Below are 18,870 nucleotides of genomic sequence, written 5' to 3'. Positions count from 1 at the left end.
CTAATTACGGCATATTGTAGAGTTATGATAATCGATATCAATTCATTAACAAACTAACTCACTCGAACAAATTACTAAAATCTGCGTCACATACATTTTTAACTGCCGGATGTTGGATCATCCTCTCAGCAAAAATGACATAGTACTCTTCTTTCAGCTCGTCAATGCCACCCAACATCTGTAGCGAGGTATCCTCTTCTACTTCAGATAAGTAGAGTGTCGGTGCTAAGAAAATGGCATCGTGGTGATAACGCGCAAAGGCTTTCATTAATGCGGCATCATCAAACTCGCCCAAAATATCCGGTTTTAGACCCTGTCTATCAAACCATTGCAAAACCTTACGCCCCATCGAAGTGCGGCTACCTGGTATTAATAGCTTTCTCTGTTCTAGTACTGCAGGGAAACTGACATTGTCGACCTTACCTGTACAGAAAAAGCTCATACCACTCTCACCCAGTTTCTTACTGAATAACCCTGGGCTCTGGCTTGAGTCAACTGGGCAGTCGGATAGGATCATATCGAGCTTATGTTGAGACAGCTGTTCTAATAGCATTTCGTGGGTCGATTCAAAACAGCGTAAGTGGATGCTGTTATCTTCAGGAATGGTCGACATTAAGATCTTGCTGACAAGCCTTTTTGACAGCGCATCTGCAACGCCGACATCAAACAGAATATTGGAGTGTTGGCTGTAATTAACGATATCCAGCATCTCATAGCTCAGACCAAACATACGATCGGCGTATTTAAAAACCAGTTGGCCAAGTTCTGTTGGCTCGACACTTCGTCCATTACGTTTAGTAAGCTTGCCATCCATCCGCTCTTCAAGAGCTTTAATTTGCCCGGTGACGGTTTGAGGCGTTAAGAAGAGCGCTTCAGCTGCTTTAGTGATTGAACCTTGCTTGCACACCATCCAGAAATAATAGAGGTGGTTGTAATTAAGATGCGACATGATTAAAGCCGTATAGAGTTATGTGACACTCTTTTATAGCAAATATGACACCTCGCCTCAATAACTTCGGTTTTTACACCTGTTAGACACCAAAACCAATACATTTACCGAAACATTAAGATTCACACTGTCATATTCGATGATAGAAAATCGATTTTTTTTCAATTTTTTCGATCAAACCCGCAATAAAGTAAAGGATATAAAAACCCTAAAATACAAAGACTTAGATCGATACAATTAGCTGTCAAAATATTTAAACAGCAAATCATCACAAAAAAAAGCCGCACCAATAAAAATGTAATATTACTGAAATATTTCCCCTCTAACATCACGCTCAGATTAACTAACAGACCAAACACAGACTTTAACGGTCCATGGAGAAAACATTATGAACCAAGCTACTACTGCAGCAGCGCCAATCTCGAGCACTACTCGCTGGCTACGCTGGGCTAACTTGGCATTCATGCTTTACCTACTACTTCTTTCTGTATCAATGGTAGGTACTGGCTTTAAATGGGCAACAGGCGAGCAAGCCAAGGTTCTTTTTGAATTTGCTTCACACCCAGTTGCAGGCTTAATGATCGGCTTAGTTGCAACAGCACTTATCCAATCATCAAGCACCGTGACATCTATTATCGTTGGCTTAGTTGCGGGTGGTTTACCTGTTGAAGTTGCTATCCCTATGATCATGGGTGCAAACATCGGTACAACGGTAACTAACACGCTTGTAAGTCTTGGCCACGTTCGTTGTAAGGACGAGTTTAAGCGTGCGTTTGCAAGTGCAACGATTCACGACTTCTTCAACCTACTAGCTGTAATGATCTTCCTACCGCTAGAGATGATGTTTGGTATTCTTGAGAAAGTATCTCACTGGTTGGTATCGCCAATGCTTGCAACTGGCGACATGAGCATGAAAGGCCTGAACTTCATCAAACCAATCACTAAGCCTGTAGTAAGTGCAATCAAAGAGCCACTATCTACATTCGGTGATACTGTAGGTGGCGTACTACTTATCGTTCTTGGTATCGCAACTATCTTCGTTGCTATCACAGTGATGGGTAAACTAATGAAGAGCCTAATGGTAGGCCGCGCTCGTGAAATCCTAAAGAACGCTATCGGTCGTGGTCCACTTCACGGTATCGCTTCTGGCTCAATCGTTACTGTTCTTGTTCAGTCTTCTTCTACGACAACAAGCTTAATGGTTCCGCTAGTAGGTTCAGGTGTTCTTAAAGTACGTGACGTTTACCCGTTCACTCTAGGTGCAAACATCGGTACGTGTATCACAGCACTACTAGCAGCAACAGCGGTATCTGGTGAGTTCGCAGTATTCGCACTACAGATTGCTCTTGTACACCTAGTGTTCAACATCATGGCAACAGTATTCATCTTTGGTATTCCGTTCCTACGTGAACTACCAGTTAAAGCAGCAGACCTGATTTCAGACATGGCTGTGAAGAACAAAGCAGTCGTAGCTGGTTACCTAATCGCTGTTTTCCTAGTGCTACCAGGTTCTATCCTAGCGCTAACTGCTTAAGCAAAAAGTCCATCGCATAATCAAAGCCCGCAACGAGAGTTGCGGGCTTTTTCTTTTTTAAGAGCAGATGAGAGATTCGAGTAAACGAGTAGCGAAAAGCAAAAAACAGATTCGGGGTACGGGTAACGAAAAGCACGAACTGCTGTTATCGTATTTAGTCTCTAACGCATCACTCAGAATGCGCTCGCTCTTCGTATCCCTAATCTCGCTGACTCGTTTCCCCCCTTAGCCCTTCTCATCCCGCATCTCGCTTACTCGAATCTCGTCACTACATTTACTGCTCTTCAGATACAAAAAAGGCTGCACTGTGGCAGCCTTTCAAATCATTTTATGAGCGAGTTATACCGAGAATGGGTACTTAATCGCTTCGTGGCACTCGTAGCCTTCTACCCAGAAGTCGTCCAGTGTTACCCATGTTTCTAAATCTTCTAGAGACTTAATCTCAGGGTTAATGTGGAAGGTTGCTGGTGCTAGAGGTTCACGCTTCAACTGGATATCACGCATTGGCGCAAGCTGGTCTTCGTAGATGTGAGCATTCACCAGCTTGTGATAAGCCACACCCGGTTTCTTACCTGTGATTTGCGCCATAATCGCTAGGAACACGTAAACCTGAACCATATTGAAATTAAGGCCTAGTGGGACATCACAAGAGCGCTGCGTGCTATTCAGGTACAGAGTATCACCGAGTAGAGAGAAGTGATGACTGTACATGCACGGACGAAGACAACCCATGTGGAATTCGCCCGGGTTGTAGAAGTTTAGGATCTCACCGCGGTCATCAACACCACGCGTTAGGTCATCAACAATCTTCTTTAGCTGATCGATGTGTCCACCGTCAGGCTTTGCCCATGCACGACCTTGAACACCGTAAACACGGCCCATATCATCTTCACCTTTACGGTGAGGGTTGTTCAGCCATGCTTCATTGAGGTTTGCGTTCGCGTCCCATGTTTTGGTGCCCAGCTTACGGAAATCTTCCGCATTATCATAACCACGGATGTAACCTAGCAGTTCAGCGACTGCCGCTTTCCAAAAGCTCTTACGCGTCGTCACAAGTGGGAACTGGTTGTTGCCAACATCGTAAGTCAGGTCTGCATTGATCACCGTTAGGCAGCGTTTGCCTGTACGCTCGTTTTCAATCCACGTGCCTTCATCAACGATTCGCTGACAGAGTTCTAAATACTGCTTCACACCAATTCCTTACTTCGTTTGTTGTGGGACTTCATCTTTGTAGTGACCGCGCTTGTATGCCCAAACCACCATAAGAACACCGATAATTACCATAGGTAGAGACAGGATTTGACCCATAGAGATAAATCCGCCAAACAGGCCTAGGTGTGCATCAGGTTCGCGCACGTATTCTACTAGGAAACGGAAGCTTCCGTAACCCGCAAGGAACAGGCCAGAAACCGAACCTAATGGGCGAGGCTTCTTAATAAACCAGTTCAAGATGAAGAACAGGACAATACCTTCAAGCGCCATTTCGTACAGTTGAGATGGGTGGCGTGGCAGCGGACCACCATTCGGGAATACGACACCCCATGGCACATCTGTCACTCGGCCCCACAGCTCGCTGTTCATGAAGTTACCTAGACGCCCCATACCCAAGCCAAACGGCACCAATGGCGCGATCATGTCGGCTACGCCAAAGAAGGTTCGACCGTTCTTTTTCGCATACCAGAACATTGCGGTAATAACACCTAGCAGACCACCGTGGAATGACATGCCGCCAGTCCATACTTTAAAGAGATACAGAGGATCCGCTAAGAAAAGGTCGAAGTTGTAAAACAGCACATAACCAACACGGCCGCCAATGACAACACCCAAGAAACCAGCAAACAACAGATCTGAGACTTGCTCACGAGTCCAGCCGCTGTTTGGTTGGTCTGCACGACGATTAGCCAGCCACATCGCAAAGACAAAACCGACAAGGTACATCAAGCCATACCAACGAACAGAAATTGGCCCTAGTTCAATCAGAACAGGATCGATATTGGGGAATTCGATAAAACCCTGAGACATATTTAGCTCTCTATCTAATATAAAAGAATTAGCCAACGGCTAAGAGGAATACACTACAGCAGCATGGTCGCGGCTATAAACATTAAAAAGACGGCGAAGACTTTCTTTAATACGGGCGTTGGTAGCTGCGTTGCTAACTTAGCACCAATTCGAGTGGTGAGCACCGAAGTGCAAGAGATAGCCACCAGCGCCGGCATGTAAACATAACCCAAGCTGTGCGCAGGCAAAGATTCAACCGACGAACCGTGCCAAATAAAGCCAATCATACCTGATATAGCAATCACACAACCGCAGACCGACGAAGAGCCGACCGCCTTGCGCATCTCAACCCCATGGTGATTGAGGAAAGGCACAGACAATGAACCACCGCCGATACCAGCTAAGCTCGAGATCACACCAATGCCGCCACCGCATGCGACCGTTTTTGCCGGTGCAGGCATGGTCTTTTGGCTGCGAGAACGTATCGACAGCAGCATTTGTAATGCCAGTAGCAACACGATGATACCAAACACTTTAGGCAGATATTGAGACGGAATCGAATCGGCAATAAAAGAACCCATAAAGCCGCCAATCACAACGCCAGGCATCAACCACTTCACCACGAACATCTCAACGTTACCAAGTTTAAGGTGGTTCAACGCAGAAGAGCCAGAGGTGACAATAATGGTCGACAAGGAGGTTGCCAGCGCCATTTGCATCGCAATCTCTTGAGCGATACCCGCTTTAGGCAGTAAGAACAACAATGCAGGGACTACCAATAAGCCACCGCCAATGCCCAATAAGCCAGCCAATACACCAACGACGGCGCCAAGGCCCGCTAGCAAACCAATGAGTTCGTATGACACGTTTAATCCTATTTTTTGCCCGCTCTGATAAAGCCGGTAAATTCACGCTGTTCGAAATAGGACAGCATCATACTATAGATGTCACTGCCGTACGGCTGTACAAGTGCATTATTTGCTAAATCTTGTAAATCACTCAATGAAGACTGACGTATCAAATATTTGGTTCTTGCCACGTTCGAGGTGTTCATACTCAAGGTTTGATAACCAAGACCGATTAATAACAGCGCGCCCATCGGGTCACCCGCTAATTCACCACAGATACACACCGGCAGTTGATACTGCTTACAAGTATCGTGGATCTGCTTAAGCGCCATGATCACTGCAGGGTGCATGGATTCATAGACATCAGAGACACGAGAATTGTTCCGATCAACCGCCAATAAATATTGGGTTAAATCATTGGTACCAACAGATACGAAGTCGACACGGTCAGCAATCAATGGCAACAAGTAGAGCATTGACGGGACTTCAAGCATGATTCCGATACGTGGCATACGAACACGGTCATCAAGCTCATGCACCTCTTCGTAAGCCTGCTCGATAAGCTGCAATGCATCATCAAGCTCGCGAGCACCAGAAATCATCGGCAGAAGAATACTGAGGTTCTGACTGCCGCAGCTGGCTCTCAGCATAGCTCTTAGCTGGATGATAAAGATATCCGGATGGTCGAGCGTGAATCGAATACCACGCCAGCCTAAAAATGGGTTGTCCTCTTCAATCGGGAAGTAAGGCAGAGCCTTATCACCACCGATATCCAGAGTACGCATCACCACTTGTTTATCCGGGTAACTCTCGAGTACCGATTGATACTGCTTTACTTGTTCGTCTTCGGAAGGAAAACGCTGTTGCAGAAGGAAAGAGATCTCAGTTCGATACAGACCGACACCATCAACCCCTTGATTGAGAGCGATGTTGGTATCGGCACTCAAGCCAGCATTTAGGAGAATCTCGACCTGATGATCGTCTTGTGTTTTGGCTGGTAGGTGAATATCACGGTTCACCATTGAAGAGAGTTCAGTCTCTTCAAGGATCAGCTCTTGATACTCTTTCAGCAGATTCTGGGTAGGCTCAATGAAGATCTCGCCACTGTAGCCATCGACAATTACCTGCTTGCCATTCACATTAGCAAGATTAAGAGTTACCCCCATCACCGATGGAATGCCTAGTGCGCGTGACAAAATCGCAGCGTGAGAGTTAGCTGCACCTTCTAACGAGATCACCGCAAGCAGCTTCTCTTTCGGGATAGAAGCCAACACAGAGGCGGTAAGTTCACGTACCACTAATACGATAGGCTTCTCTAAAGAACGCTGCTCTTGCTCCGAGTTGTGTAAGAAATAGAGCAGACGCTGTCCAAGTTCTCTAATGTCTTGCGCTCGTTCACGCAGATAGAGATCAGACATCCGAGCAAAACGACTTGAGTAGCTCTCCACGACTTGTCTCAGTGCCCAATCGGCTTTATCCCCTTTCTGAACCTGTGCCTTGAGATCATTTCGCAGCATAGGGTCATTCAAAAGGTGAGTAAACAGGTCGAAGATCGCCAGAGCGTCTTTATTAATATCACTGTCTAAGCGCTTACGCATGCGCTTAAAGTCATTCAGTGCGTTCTCAACTGCGACCGCTAGCAATTCATGTTCGCGTTCGATATCAAGCGTTGAAGCAGGATAAACATCGGTTAACTCTGGCTGGGTGTTATCCCACCACAACTCACCAATAGCGACACCTGATGAAGCAGCGATACCTTTAGTCGAAGGTTGATCTTGATGCTCCAGCAGCCAAAGGCCTTGCGTTTGCGCGTGAGCGACAATGACCGCTAGCTGTGCAGAGAGCGTAACGAGAAACGACTCCTCCATTTCACTGAACAAGCGTGGTGATTTTTGCTGAATGACCAGAACCCCAAGCACTTGCTTGCGGTGAATGATAGGAGTACCAAGAAATGAGTGATAAACATCTTCCCCGAGTTCCGGGAAAAACTTATAAGCAGGGTGCGCAGAAGCTTGCGCTAGGTTGATAGGCTCAGCACTGCGTTTAACCAAGCCGACTAATCCCTCGTTAAACCCGATATGGATGCTGTTCCCTTCAAAAATGAGGCCTTGAGTTGCCATCAACTCAAGGCGCTGCATATCATTGTTGGCTAAGTACACAGTGCAGCACTCAGTCTGCATCGCGCTGCACGTCTCTTTAACTAAAATATCCAATGCGGTTGAGACATCTTCAACCCTAGATACGTGTTCAACTATTTCCCTTAGTTGACTGAGCATGCTTAACCTCTACGCTGTTTGCGTTTTCCTTTTATTTTTCGCTCTTTAAATGGCATAGCTAAAGAAGCGAACTCTTTCATTGCACGACGGTAAACATCTCGCTTGAAAGAAACAACTTGTCGAACTGGGTACCAGTAACTTACCCAACGCCAACCATCAAACTCAGGTGTACTTCCGCGCTGCATGTTAATACGCGATTCATCGCAGTCTAAACGCAGAAGAAACCACTTCTGTTTTTGTCCAATACAGACAGGTTTTGAATCCCATCGAACCAGTCGTTTGGGTAGCTTATAGCGTAACCAATGACGACTTGTCGCGACGATCTTTACATCCTTTTTGGTAAGGCCAACCTCTTCATATAACTCACGGTACATTGCCTGTTCCGGAGTTTCACCTTCATCGATTCCCCCTTGAGGGAATTGCCATGAATGTTGCCCGTATCGTTTAGCCCAGAAGACCTGACCATGGTTGTTACAGATTACAATACCAACGTTTAATCGGTAACCATCGCCATCTATCACTGGCCAACCTCTATTTAAATTTTTAATTACACTGATTTTTCCACATATCCCCAAGCGGAGCAAACTTCGTGACGTGATTAGGGCGATATTTATGAATAATTTCTTAAAACTGGATAACTTTTGCTCATAAAATAGTTACCCACACAATAGTGAGACATAGACCACATTTATTCACCTTTTCTGTGAATAACTATGTGAAGAATTCACCGCAAACGTTTTTTTTAATTCATACTTTCATCAACAACCAAAACAAGCTGCAACCAACCAAAGTAAATAAAACATAATAATCATGGACTTAAAACAAATCTCACGCTAAACAAAAATTACATTTTTCAAATGATCTTTTAAAAACTCAACATGGTTAAAGATCAACCACCCTTAGCTTTATCCACACTCATCACTAAAAGATTCATTTTGTACGCCATTTAGCAAGCATTTTATCCCCTTAAAACCCCTGTTTATTTATCCATTGGTTTGTTTTTATTGGATTTTAGCCTCTCAGCCTGTGGATAACCGTAGGATTGATCCGTAAATCGCCACTGTGATCATTTATTAACCACACTGCATTTTCAGTTGAATCTGATAAAATCGGCGTTTTACCAACTCGAAGTCTTATGAAACCTGAACCACAAACTGAAGCTGAGCTACTAGACCGAGCCTACGCCATTGCCGGTATGACCTTTCAAGAACTGGCAGAGGAAGCTGAAATGACCATGCCTAAAGATCTTAAGCGAGATAAAGGGTGGGTTGGGCAGCTATTGGAGTGGCACTTGGGCGCCCCCGCTGGAAGTAAACCAGAGCAGGACTTCGCGCATCTAGGTATTGAGCTTAAAAGTATTCCGATCAGTTACAGTGGTAAGCCATTAGAGACCACCTTTGTGTGTGTTGCTCCTTTAATGGGCGTTCAAGGCCTGACCTGGGAAACCAGTCACGTTCGCAACAAGTTATCCAAAGTTTTGTGGATCCCAGTTGAGGGAGAGCGTGAGATCCCGTTAGCAGATCGTCACGTAGGATCACCACTGTTGTGGACACCAAGTGAAGAGGAAGAAGAGATTCTCAAACGAGATTGGGAAGAACTGATGGAGTTGATCGTTTTAGGTAACGTCGAGCAGATCACTGCACGTCATGGTGAAGCATTGCATCTTCGTCCAAAAGCAGCGCACAGCCGAGTCTTAACCGAGGCCTACGGCGCGAGTGGCAAACCAATTAAGACTAAGCCACGCGGCTTCTATCTGAGAACTCAGTTTACTCATCAGCTACTGACAAAACACTACGCTTGATAACGAGCTACTTTGCAACTACCTAATGTGGATTAAGCGCTAACTCTATATCGCAATAGCGTTGACTTGGCTCACTACCAAACTCGTCATACGTGTTGTGGAGGCGTAAATAGGCCTTATCGAAACCAAGTCTGAGGAGCTCCTCTTTGACTTGATCAAGTGATCCAAAGTGTACTGGCTCTCCACCTTGCTTCACCGGCTCTAATTTATGCTTGTATTCCACTGCTAGTAGATACTCTGGGATATCGGAACACCCGATAACATAAACCTTAGGTGTTCGATAAGAGTCTTTGTGATCGCCATGCAACCACATATCTAGTTGATGCTTTTGCATACCTCACCTCCCTCAATATCTTTAGCTTAGTCGAACTGCTTTTGTTTGCTAAATAACCCTTTAAAAAATATGCAAAGAGGAGCCTATTGCTCCTCTTTTTAGTGGTACTGATTCAGAGATCTCCCTCCGACGCCATAACCAGCACCTATTTCATTATCCTAGGGAGTGACAGGTGCCATCACTCCCTCGGATTACGTCAGTATTCGCGCACTTAGGACACGACGAAGGTGACGAACACGACGTTCAATAGTGACAGCTTCAGGCTCTGAAAATCCGATTGGTCGTCCATCGGCTTCTAGACCGATATCTTTAAGTAAGTGTGCGTTCTCCCATGGAAGATCGTAAGCACTACGACGAACTTTCCGTTTCCAAGCTCGCTCTTCATGACGAAGATCGGCGCGAATAAGGACTGTGGCTAATTTTAGGTAAACTGAGTGACGCATAATGTATTCTCCAGTAGTGGAATTAAACTGGGGAAAAATAGCGTGAAATAAGAGATAGAGATGTCTTAGCTGCTATTTTTCCGCAGCCAAGTAAGGATACGGATTAATTAGTTAGATTTATCTTGGGTGTTGCGATCGGCCATCACTGATAGACGTGGCATAGCGGCCACCATGTCAGTGCTAGGATCAAACGACGCGCAAATGTGCTGAATAAAATCGAAATGTTTCATTTGCGCCTCCAAGCTAATTAATTAATCCAAAAAGATGTGATTCGAATGCTTTTGGTTTGATATTAAACCATTGCTTTCACGGTTAAATTCTATCCAAACGAGAACATTATTCAACCACTTATCTATTAACAATCTGAAAACAAAGCATTCACCTAAAATCGAAGTTGCATATAACATCAAGCATAAGATATTCACTATGATTATATAAATCTGTAGAGCTTATCTCTGTTCAAACTTTTCAGTCAGATAGAAAGCTTCGACCAAAAACAAAAAAGCCACGCAGTGCGTGGCTTTCAAATAATAGTATTGCTTAGACTAGCCCTTCAGATATCAGGCTGTGCTTGTTGAGCAAGCGATACATGGTAGCGCGTGAAACACCTAGCTCTTTGGCTGCCAATGAAACCTGCCCCGCATGCGACTCTAATACGACGATTAAGGCGTCACGCTCAGAGCGCTCTCGGATACTCTTCAAGCTGCGTTTCTCATCTTGCTGCTTTGGTAAATCAAGATGCTCTTCATCAATGATGATCGAGTCAGACATCAGTACCACACGCTTAATTTGATTCATCAACTCACGCACATTGCCTGGCCAATGATAACGAGACAATGCAGTGGCTGCCGACTCTGAAAAGTTCTTAGCCTGTGCGTTGAACTCTTTGGAGTAATCATGCAAGAAGTGGTTTGCCAAGATAGGGATATCACTGACACGTTCCTTCAAGCTAGGGACATGGATTCGCAACACATTAATGTAATGATAAAGCTCCTCGTTAAAGTCCCCTTCAATCAAGGCCTTTTCTATATCTGAAGAGTTTGAGGCCAGAATACGCACGTCCACTGAGCGCAGACCTTTTGAGGTCTCAACCTTACCATCTTGCAAGAACTTAAGCAGGTTCATCTGCTGATTTCTAGGTATGGCTAAGATATCGTTAAACAGTATCGTTCCACCATCCGCTTCTTCGAGCATACATGGGGTATCACCTGTTTTACCTGCCAAGCCAAACAGTTCACTTTCGATTCTTGACTCTGAAAGCGCACGACAGTTCACAGTCAAGAAAGGGTGCTTAGCACGAGAAGAGTGTCTGTGAATTGAACGGGCAACGGTCTCTTTACCTGCCCCACTGTCTCCTGAGATCAAGATACTAACGTCTGTCGGACCAATTCGCTTAACTTGGTCTCTCAGTCGTTTGACTGCTACAGAGTCCCCTAAAAGCCCCATATCACTGTTCAAACCGTAATTTGGCCACACCTTCTTCTCAAGCTTTAACATGCCTAACTGGTGCCCTATCGTGCTAAGTAGCTGAGTATCCGGGATCGGAGTCGTGAAGAAGTCGATACAGAAATTCACGATAAACTGGCAGATAGTGTCTGAACTTAATTGTGATTCACGAATCAGAGCTAACCATCTTACCTGCTTGTTATTACTCACTAAATTAGCGACGCCATTAAGACTAAACTCATCATGGCTTAGATCAACGATCCCAATACAAGGACCGGTTTCCGTAAAGAGTGCATCTGCCTTTCGTAGGTCTGCACACTGAGTGCATTGCCAACCCACTTGTTCTAATACAGATAACCAAGGCTCGTACGCACCACCAACGACGATAAGAGAGCCTGGTAAGGAATCCATCTTAAATTGAGTTCCCATCCTTCTTCCTTATTCAATTTTCTATTTATTTGGCCGAGTACTAACTATTGCTCTTCCCTATATATGGGAAATTCACTGCGCAAGCAAGTTCATATTCACGCCAAAGACGTTTAGTAGTGAGACTATCTAAGATTCTTCGTCTCAATAGTAAGACTATGTCACAAATAATGATTTTTCGAACTCAGAGTGCGGAGTAGGTAAGGTTTTGATACGCCTAGAAATAAAAAAGCCACCCGAAGGTGGCTTTTAGAATTCACGCTAAATGCGAAAGCGAAAGATTACGCTTGTGGACGCATCGCTGGGAATAGGATCACGTCACGGATTGTGTGCGTGTTAGTGAACAGCATTGCTAGACGGTCGATACCGATACCTTGGCCCGCTGTTGGCGGTAGGCCGTGTTCAAGTGCTGTGATGTAGTCTGCATCGTAGTACATTGCTTCATCATCGCCTGCGTCTTTCGCGTTAACTTGTGCTTTGAAACGCTCGTCTTGGTCTTCTGCATCGTTAAGCTCAGAGAAGCCGTTCGCTACTTCACGGCCACCGATGAAGAACTCAAAACGGTCTGTGAAGAACGGGTTGTCATCGCTACGACGTGCTAGAGGAGAGATGTCCGCTGGGTAGCCAGTAATGAACGTTGGTTGAATTAGCTGAGGCTCAGCCGTTTCACCAAAGATCTCTTCTAGAAGCTGACCACATGTCCAGAACGTTTCTACTTCAACGTGTACAGATTTCGCGATAGCTACCATCTTCTCACGGTCTTGTAGATCTGCTTCTGTTAGCGCTTGAATCTCAGCGTGCTCAGGGTTGTAGTGCTTGATTGCATCAAACATGCTCATGCGAGCGTACTTGCCACCGAACTCTACAGTTTCGTCACCGTAAGGCATAGAAGTCGAACCAAGAACGTCCATAGCCGCTGTGCTTAGCATCTCTTCAGTCAGATCCATCAGATCTTTGTAGTCAGAGTACGCTTGGTAGAATTCCATCATTGTGAATTCTGGGTTGTGACGTGGAGAAAGACCTTCGTTACGGAAGTTACGGTTGATCTCGAATACACGGTCAAAACCACCTACAACAAGACGCTTCAGGTAAAGCTCAGGTGCAACACGTAGGTACATGTCGATGTCTAGTGCGTTGTGGTGAGTGATGAATGGACGAGCAGTCGCACCACCAGGGATCACGTGCATCATTGGCGTTTCAACTTCTAGGTAGCCTTTTGAGCTCATGAAGTTACGGATTGAAGATACAAGCTTAGAGCGCACGATGAATGCGTTGCGAGAGTCTTCGTTCACGATTAGATCAACGTAACGCTGACGGTAACGCATCTCTTGGTCAGTCAGGCCATGGAACTTCTCTGGAAGTGGACGAAGTGCTTTAGTTAGCAGCTCGTAAGACTCCATGTTCACGTAAAGGTCGCCTTTACCTGACTTGTGAAGTGCACCTTTAACACCGATGATGTCACCGATATCTAGGCCTTGGTATTTCTCTTTAAGCTCTTTTTGAACATCTTTTGCAGCGTATGCTTGGATACGGCCAGATGTTTCTTGAATTGCTAGGAATGGACCACGCTTAGCCATTACACGGCCAGCGATTGCAACAACGTGGTTTAGCTCTTCTAGCTCTTCTTTAGTCTTTTCACCGAATTCCGCTTGAAGGTCGCCAGCTAGGTGCTCACGACGGAAATCATTTGGGTGACCGTTTGCTTTGCAGCTCTTGCGGATATGATCCAGCTTGCTACGACGCTCGGCGATCAACTTATTCTCTTCTTGTGCGTTTTCGTTTTGAACAGCATCAGTCATTTTCGATGTATCCTGTCTTTCTTTATGAAAATTGTTTTTCGGTGAAAAGCTTACAGACCTGATTTCAGGCTAGCTTCGATAAATTTGTCTAGGTCGCCATCAAGAACCGCTTGAGTATTGCGGTTTTCAACGCCAGTACGTAGATCTTTGATGCGCGAGTCATCCAGTACGTAAGAGCGGATTTGGCTACCCCAACCGATGTCAGATTTAGCATCTTCGTTCGCTTGCTTCTCTGCGTTCTGCTTTTGAATCTCTAATTCAAACAGTTTTGCACGAAGCTGCTTCATCGCTTGGTCTTTGTTCTTATGCTGAGAACGGTCATTCTGACATTGAACCACAGTGTTGGTTGGAACGTGAGTAATACGAACCGCCGATTCCGTGGTGTTTACGTGCTGACCACCCGCGCCAGATGCACGGTATACGTCAATACGTAGATCAGAAGGGTTAATGTCGATATCAATGTTGTCATCAATCTCTGGGTAGATAAACGCAGAAGCAAATGACGTATGACGACGACCGCTTGAGTCAAATGGAGACTTACGAACTAGGCGGTGTACACCCGTTTCTGTACGTAGCCAGCCATAAGCGTACTCACCTGAGATGCGAACCGTAGCCCCTTTAAGGCCAGCAACTTCACCCTCAGAAACTTCAATTACTTCGGTCTTGAAGCCTTTCGCTTCAGCCCAACGCAAGTACATGCGTAGCATCATTGAAGTCCAGTCTTGCGCTTCTGTACCACCTGAACCTGATTGTAGGTCGATGTAGCAATCAGATGCGTCGTGATCGCCTGCGAACATACGACGGAACTCTAGCTTCTCTAACTTAGCTTCTAGCTCAGCCAGTTCAGGTTCGATCTCGTCAAATGTCTCTTGATCTTCTTCTTCAACCGCTAGCTCAAGTAGGCCTTCCACATCCTCAACACCTTGGTCAAGTTGGTCGATAGTCTCTACCACAGCTTCCAGTGATGCACGCTCTTTACCCAGTGCTTGCGCACGCTCAGGCTCATTCCATACATCCGGTTGTTCTAGTTCTGCATTTACTTCTTCTAGACGCTCTTGTTTAGCGTCATAGTCAAAGGTACCCCCTCAGGATATTTGTGCGCTCAGACACATCCTGCAGACGGTTTTTGATTGGATTGATTTCAAACATTTTAGCTCATCATTTATGAGTAGAATTTAACCGAAGAATTGTACTCAAAAGTGTGACGGAGATACAGGAATTTTTAGATAAGAAAGTCGAACTATCGCTGATGAATGCGCAAAAGGAAATCCGCGAGATAAGAATGGGGTTAACATGAGGTTAAAAACAGCAATAACGCGCCCCAAAGGAGTCGGGGCACGCGTTCAACTTTGCTTTTTTAGCGTAAACGAATTGGTCGCTACTTAGCTTCGATGTTGTCGATCATCAACTGCAGCGATTGATTACCGCGGAACTCGTTGATATCAAGCTTATAGGCAAGGTGCACGGTTTTAACCGACGCATCTGGCCAGCGACGCAGATCAACGTTAAAAGCGATACCATCGATCATCACATTGGTTGGGTGACCTTTGTAAAGTGGCTCCAGCATCAATTTCAGGTGCTTTTCACCGACTAGCTTTTGATGAAGCACTTTAAACTCGCCATCAAAGATAGGTTCTGGGAAGGCTTGTCCCCAAGGACCACCAGCACGCAAAAACTCAGCGGTATGCATGGAAAACTCTTCAGGAAGCAGCTCTCCATCCGACAAGATAATGCCTTTGAGTGCCGTTTCACCAAGGTCTTGTTTGACCGCTTCATCAAACAGTTTGCTAAAGCGTTCGAAATCTTTTTCCATGATGGTTAAACCTGCAGCCATTGCGTGGCCACCGAACTTAACAATCAGACCTGGATTCTGCGTATCAATCCGATCCAGCGTATCACGCATGTGTAAGCCAGGAATCGAGCGACAAGAGCCTTTAATGCAGCCCTCTCCTCCATCAGCAAACGCAATCACTGGGCGGTGATATTTATCTTTGATGCGAGAAGCAAGAATACCAATCACACCTTGGTGCCAATCACGTTGGAACAGTGCTAAACCACAGGGTAGATCTGCTTCGCCAAACTCCAGACGCTCACAGAAAGCGATCGCTTCCTGCTTCATGCCCTCTTCAATCTCTTTACGAGTTTGGTTAAGACCATCCAACTCACTCGCCATACGACGCGCCGCGTGGATGTTATTGCTCATCAGCAGCTCCACACCAAATGACATGTCGTCAAGGCGTCCAGCAGCATTGATACGAGGTCCAAGAGCAAAACCGAAATCAGACGCAACCAAACGACGAGCATCGCGCTTCGCCACTTCAATCAGCGCCTGAATTCCCGGACGCGCCTTGCCTGCACGAATACGCTGTAGGCCTTGGTGTACCAAGATACGGTTATTCTCATCAAGAGGAACAACGTCGGCAACTGTGCCAAGTGCTACGAGATCAATCAGCTCCATAAGTTTCGGTTCGGCCATACCTTGTTGGGCAAACCAGCCCAGCTTTCGCATATGAACACACAATGCCATCATCAGGTAGAAAGCAACACCCACTCCTGCCAGAGCTTTAGAAGGAAACGCACAACTCTCTAGGTTTGGGTTCACCATGGCATCCACCATCGGCAACTCATGTCCCGGTAAGTGGTGGTCGGTAACAAGTACATCTAAGCCTTTCTCTTTGGCAAAACGCACCCCTTCAATCGATGAGACACCGTTATCCACGGTCATGATCACTTCCGCACCAATCTCAATCGCCTGCTCTACCACTTCCGGGCTCAGACCATAGCCGTCTTCAAAACGATTTGGCACCAAGTAGTCAACGTTATTACTGCCAAGCATACGCAGCGCCAACACAGAAAGTGCAGAGCTGGTCGCGCCATCCGCGTCAAAGTCGCCAACGACAATAATGCGTTTCTGCTGCTGAATAGCTTTGAATAGCAACTCAACTGCCGCATCGATCCCGCCAAGCTTTTGGTACGAGTGCAAGCCTTTGGCTGCCGTCTCTAACTGGGCTGGGCTATTGATTCCACGACTCACGTAGATACGTTTGAGTAGTTCTGGCAAATCTGCAGGAAGAACGGAAGTATCGACTTCGGGGCGACGTTGTATCTCAATCATGACCTATTCTGCCCAAACCGAGTTGGGCCATTCCTTATGTGTAAATTTGGAAATGCGTGTTGCTAAGCAGCGAATTACTGCTCTAAGCGTTGGATAAGTTGCGCTGGAGGCAGGTAGCCACTCACAAGCTCACCACTTGGTAAGAAGATAGCTGGCGTGCCGCTGATACCAAGCTCGCGACCTAATTGGTATTGCTTAGCAATCACAGATTTCGTTTCAGACGTTGCTTTTGCCGAGTCTGGCATTTGACGATTCACTTTCGCATCGTGCATTGCCGCTTTCGGGTCATCTGAACCCCAGATAGCCGCCATTTGGTTAGCGACTTGGCCAGTTGCCCCTTGACGTGGGTAAGCCATGTAACGAACCGTAATACCTAAATCGTTATAGCCCTGCATTTGGCTGTGTAGACGCACACAGTAACCACAGGTGATGTCCGTGAAGACCGTAATCGCGTATTTTTCATCATCCGCTTTGTATTCGATGGTCGAGTCTGCCATCTCTGCAATCTTAGCTGCATTGATAGGAGCCTGACGCTCCGCTAATACGTCGCTGAATTTGCCGTTCTCATCCAGTGAGTACAGCGTACCTGCGATAAAGTGATCACCCGATGGAGACGAGAAAATGATACCGCTATTGGTTTGAACCTCGACGAGACCATCAATATCCGATGGCACAACATCTGTCACTTTGACGCCAATCTTTTCAAAACGCTGAGTCAAAGCCTTAATATCGTAAGCTTGAGTGGGTGCTGCCTCTACTGCTGTCTTAACCTGCTCAACATTCTCTTCAGATGCGTTACAAGCAGTGATGACAAAAGGCAGTGCCAATAGAGGAAGACGGCGTAATACGCTCATTAAGTTCACCTTAAAATTATTTGAATCTAAGCTCGTGGGTGGTGCTGAGCATGAATTTGCTTCAGTCTTTCCGTTGCCACGTGAGTATAAATTTGGGTTGTCGATAAGTCACTATGTCCCAATAACATCTGTACGACTCTGAGATCGGCACCATAGTTCAGTAAATGTGTTGCAAACGCATGTCTTAACACGTGCGGAGACAGTAGTTCTGTATCTATACCTGCGATCACCGCGTAGTGCTTAATACGGTACCAAAAGGTTTGTCGGGTCATCTGCTTGGCACGTTTACTCGGGAAAACCACATCCGAGCTATTCTCTCCAAGCAGCTGAGGGCGACCTTGCTCAATAAAGGTTTCGATCCAGTCTACGGCATTCTCACCCATTGGAACCAAGCGTTCTTTACCACCTTTACCAATCACCCGCACCACACCTTGTCTTAAACTGATGTTCTCCATCGTTAGGCTGACCAGCTCAGTCACACGCAAGCCAGTTGCGTACAACAACTCCAGCATCGCTTTATCTCTAAGCTCAATCGGGTCATTCGGATCTGGAGCATCCAGTAAGGCATCAACCTGCTCTTCACTGAGATCTTTGGGTAAGCGCTGAGGCAGCTTTGGACTCACCAACAAGGCGCTCGGGTCGTCAGCCCTTACCTTTTCACGATGCAAATATTGAAATAGACGACGAATCGCCGACAACATACGAGCACGCGAAGTCTGTTTAAAGTTCGCATCGACCAACCAACTCTGATAATCCTGCAAACCGGATAAGCTAATGAAGTCCAAGCGATAATTATTCTTTTCCATCCAATCAAGCAGCTTGGCAAGATCCGTACGATAGGAAGTGAGCGTATTTTCCGAAAGCCCTCTCTCCATCCACATCGCATCTAAAAATTGTTCAACAAGACCATGATCGGCGTTCTGCCCTTGAGGCGACTGCATAGCTATTCTCATCATATTGGAAACTGTTTTGAGATTAAGCTACAGACCTGATGAAAGCTATAAAAATTACGACTTGGGCGGATAATCGCTGCAATCGAATTCA

17 protein-coding genes are annotated in these 18,870 nt (G+C 45.9%); 2 read left to right on the top strand and 15 right to left on the bottom strand.

Annotated elements, in window-relative coordinates; translation table 11 throughout:
* Positions 1-58 precede the first annotated feature (58 nt).
* On the bottom strand, positions 59-949 hold the full coding sequence (nhaR, locus tag VFDL14_RS02830) for a transcriptional activator NhaR (protein ID WP_032553176.1): 891 nt from the start codon (positions 947-949) through the stop codon (positions 59-61).
* A gap of 388 nt (positions 950-1,337) precedes the next feature.
* Between nhaR and VFDL14_RS02835 the strand changes: the two genes are divergently transcribed.
* On the top strand, positions 1,338-2,483 hold the full coding sequence (locus VFDL14_RS02835) for a Na/Pi symporter (protein ID WP_032553175.1): 1,146 nt from the start codon (positions 1,338-1,340) through the stop codon (positions 2,481-2,483).
* A gap of 339 nt (positions 2,484-2,822) precedes the next feature.
* Here VFDL14_RS02835 and VFDL14_RS02840 read toward each other — a convergent pair whose 3' ends face one another.
* Genes VFDL14_RS02840 through rppH form a run of 5 tightly spaced genes read right to left on the bottom strand, consistent with a single transcriptional unit; the run spans position 2,823 to position 8,129 of the window.
* A complete protein-coding gene (locus VFDL14_RS02840; RefSeq protein WP_032553174.1) occupies positions 2,823-3,674 on the bottom strand; it encodes a thymidylate synthase in 852 nt (283 codons plus the stop codon).
* Positions 3,675-3,683: 9 nt separating this feature from the next.
* Positions 3,684-4,505, bottom strand: coding sequence for a prolipoprotein diacylglyceryl transferase (gene lgt / locus VFDL14_RS02845; protein ID WP_032553173.1), 822 nt, complete (start codon positions 4,503-4,505; stop codon positions 3,684-3,686).
* Positions 4,506-4,558: 53 nt separating this feature from the next.
* On the bottom strand, positions 4,559-5,350 hold the full coding sequence (locus tag VFDL14_RS02850; RefSeq protein ID WP_032553172.1) for a sulfite exporter TauE/SafE family protein: 792 nt from the start codon (positions 5,348-5,350) through the stop codon (positions 4,559-4,561).
* Positions 5,351-5,358: 8 nt separating this feature from the next.
* A complete protein-coding gene (gene ptsP / locus VFDL14_RS02855; protein ID WP_032553171.1) occupies positions 5,359-7,608 on the bottom strand; it encodes a phosphoenolpyruvate--protein phosphotransferase in 2,250 nt (749 codons plus the stop codon).
* 2 nt (positions 7,609-7,610) lie between these two features.
* A complete protein-coding gene (gene rppH, locus VFDL14_RS02860; protein ID WP_032553170.1) occupies positions 7,611-8,129 on the bottom strand; it encodes an RNA pyrophosphohydrolase in 519 nt (172 codons plus the stop codon).
* Positions 8,130-8,743: 614 nt separating this feature from the next.
* On the opposite strand from rppH, the gene mutH reads away from it, so the two are divergent.
* On the top strand, positions 8,744-9,409 hold the full coding sequence (gene mutH, locus VFDL14_RS02865) for a DNA mismatch repair endonuclease MutH (RefSeq protein ID WP_032553169.1): 666 nt from the start codon (positions 8,744-8,746) through the stop codon (positions 9,407-9,409).
* Positions 9,410-9,431: 22 nt separating this feature from the next.
* Here mutH and VFDL14_RS02870 read toward each other — a convergent pair whose 3' ends face one another.
* From VFDL14_RS02870 to xerD, 9 genes are all read right to left on the bottom strand, one after another.
* Positions 9,432-9,743 carry a DUF6482 family protein gene (locus VFDL14_RS02870; protein ID WP_032553168.1) on the bottom strand — a complete coding sequence of 104 codons (312 nt, stop codon included), beginning with the start codon at positions 9,741-9,743 and terminating at the stop codon, positions 9,432-9,434.
* Positions 9,744-9,934: 191 nt separating this feature from the next.
* Positions 9,935-10,186: a hypothetical protein gene (locus VFDL14_RS02875; protein ID WP_032553167.1), complete on the bottom strand. Its 252-nt coding sequence runs from the start codon at positions 10,184-10,186 to the stop codon at positions 9,935-9,937.
* A gap of 107 nt (positions 10,187-10,293) precedes the next feature.
* Positions 10,294-10,416, bottom strand: coding sequence for a hypothetical protein (locus VFDL14_RS25070; protein WP_263641666.1), 123 nt, complete (start codon positions 10,414-10,416; stop codon positions 10,294-10,296).
* A 310-nt stretch (positions 10,417-10,726) separates the two neighbouring features.
* Complete coding sequence (vpsR, locus tag VFDL14_RS02880) at positions 10,727-12,061, bottom strand: cyclic-di-GMP-binding transcriptional regulator VpsR (RefSeq protein WP_032553166.1); 1,335 nt, start codon at positions 12,059-12,061, stop codon at positions 10,727-10,729.
* A gap of 278 nt (positions 12,062-12,339) precedes the next feature.
* Positions 12,340-13,857 carry a lysine--tRNA ligase gene (lysS, locus tag VFDL14_RS02885; RefSeq protein WP_032553165.1) on the bottom strand — a complete coding sequence of 506 codons (1,518 nt, stop codon included), beginning with the start codon at positions 13,855-13,857 and terminating at the stop codon, positions 12,340-12,342.
* A gap of 50 nt (positions 13,858-13,907) precedes the next feature.
* Positions 13,908-15,006, bottom strand: a protein-coding gene (prfB, locus tag VFDL14_RS02890; protein WP_150895812.1) for a peptide chain release factor 2 whose coding sequence is annotated in 2 segments (ribosomal slippage) — positions 13,908-14,930 and positions 14,932-15,006 — 1,098 coding nt in all. Because the reading frame shifts where the segments join, the coding sequence is not laid out codon by codon here.
* Between the two features lie 229 nt (positions 15,007-15,235).
* The gene (gene recJ, locus VFDL14_RS02895; RefSeq protein ID WP_032553162.1) at positions 15,236-16,972 is read right to left on the bottom strand and encodes a single-stranded-DNA-specific exonuclease RecJ; all 1,737 of its coding nucleotides are present in this window, start codon (positions 16,970-16,972) and stop codon (positions 15,236-15,238) included.
* A 74-nt stretch (positions 16,973-17,046) separates the two neighbouring features.
* Positions 17,047-17,826, bottom strand: a complete 780-nt coding sequence (locus VFDL14_RS02900; RefSeq protein ID WP_032553161.1) for a thioredoxin fold domain-containing protein — start codon at positions 17,824-17,826, stop codon at positions 17,047-17,049.
* A 26-nt stretch (positions 17,827-17,852) separates the two neighbouring features.
* On the bottom strand, positions 17,853-18,767 hold the full coding sequence (gene xerD, locus VFDL14_RS02905) for a site-specific tyrosine recombinase XerD (protein WP_032553160.1): 915 nt from the start codon (positions 18,765-18,767) through the stop codon (positions 17,853-17,855).
* Positions 18,768-18,870: the final 103 nt, after the last annotated feature.

Origin of the sequence: Vibrio fortis (assembly GCF_000695685.1) — a bacterium.
GTDB lineage: Bacteria > Pseudomonadota > Gammaproteobacteria > Enterobacterales > Vibrionaceae > Vibrio > Vibrio fortis_A.
Note: the sequence above shows the minus strand (reverse complement) of the source record. Positions and strands in the feature narration are given on the sequence as shown.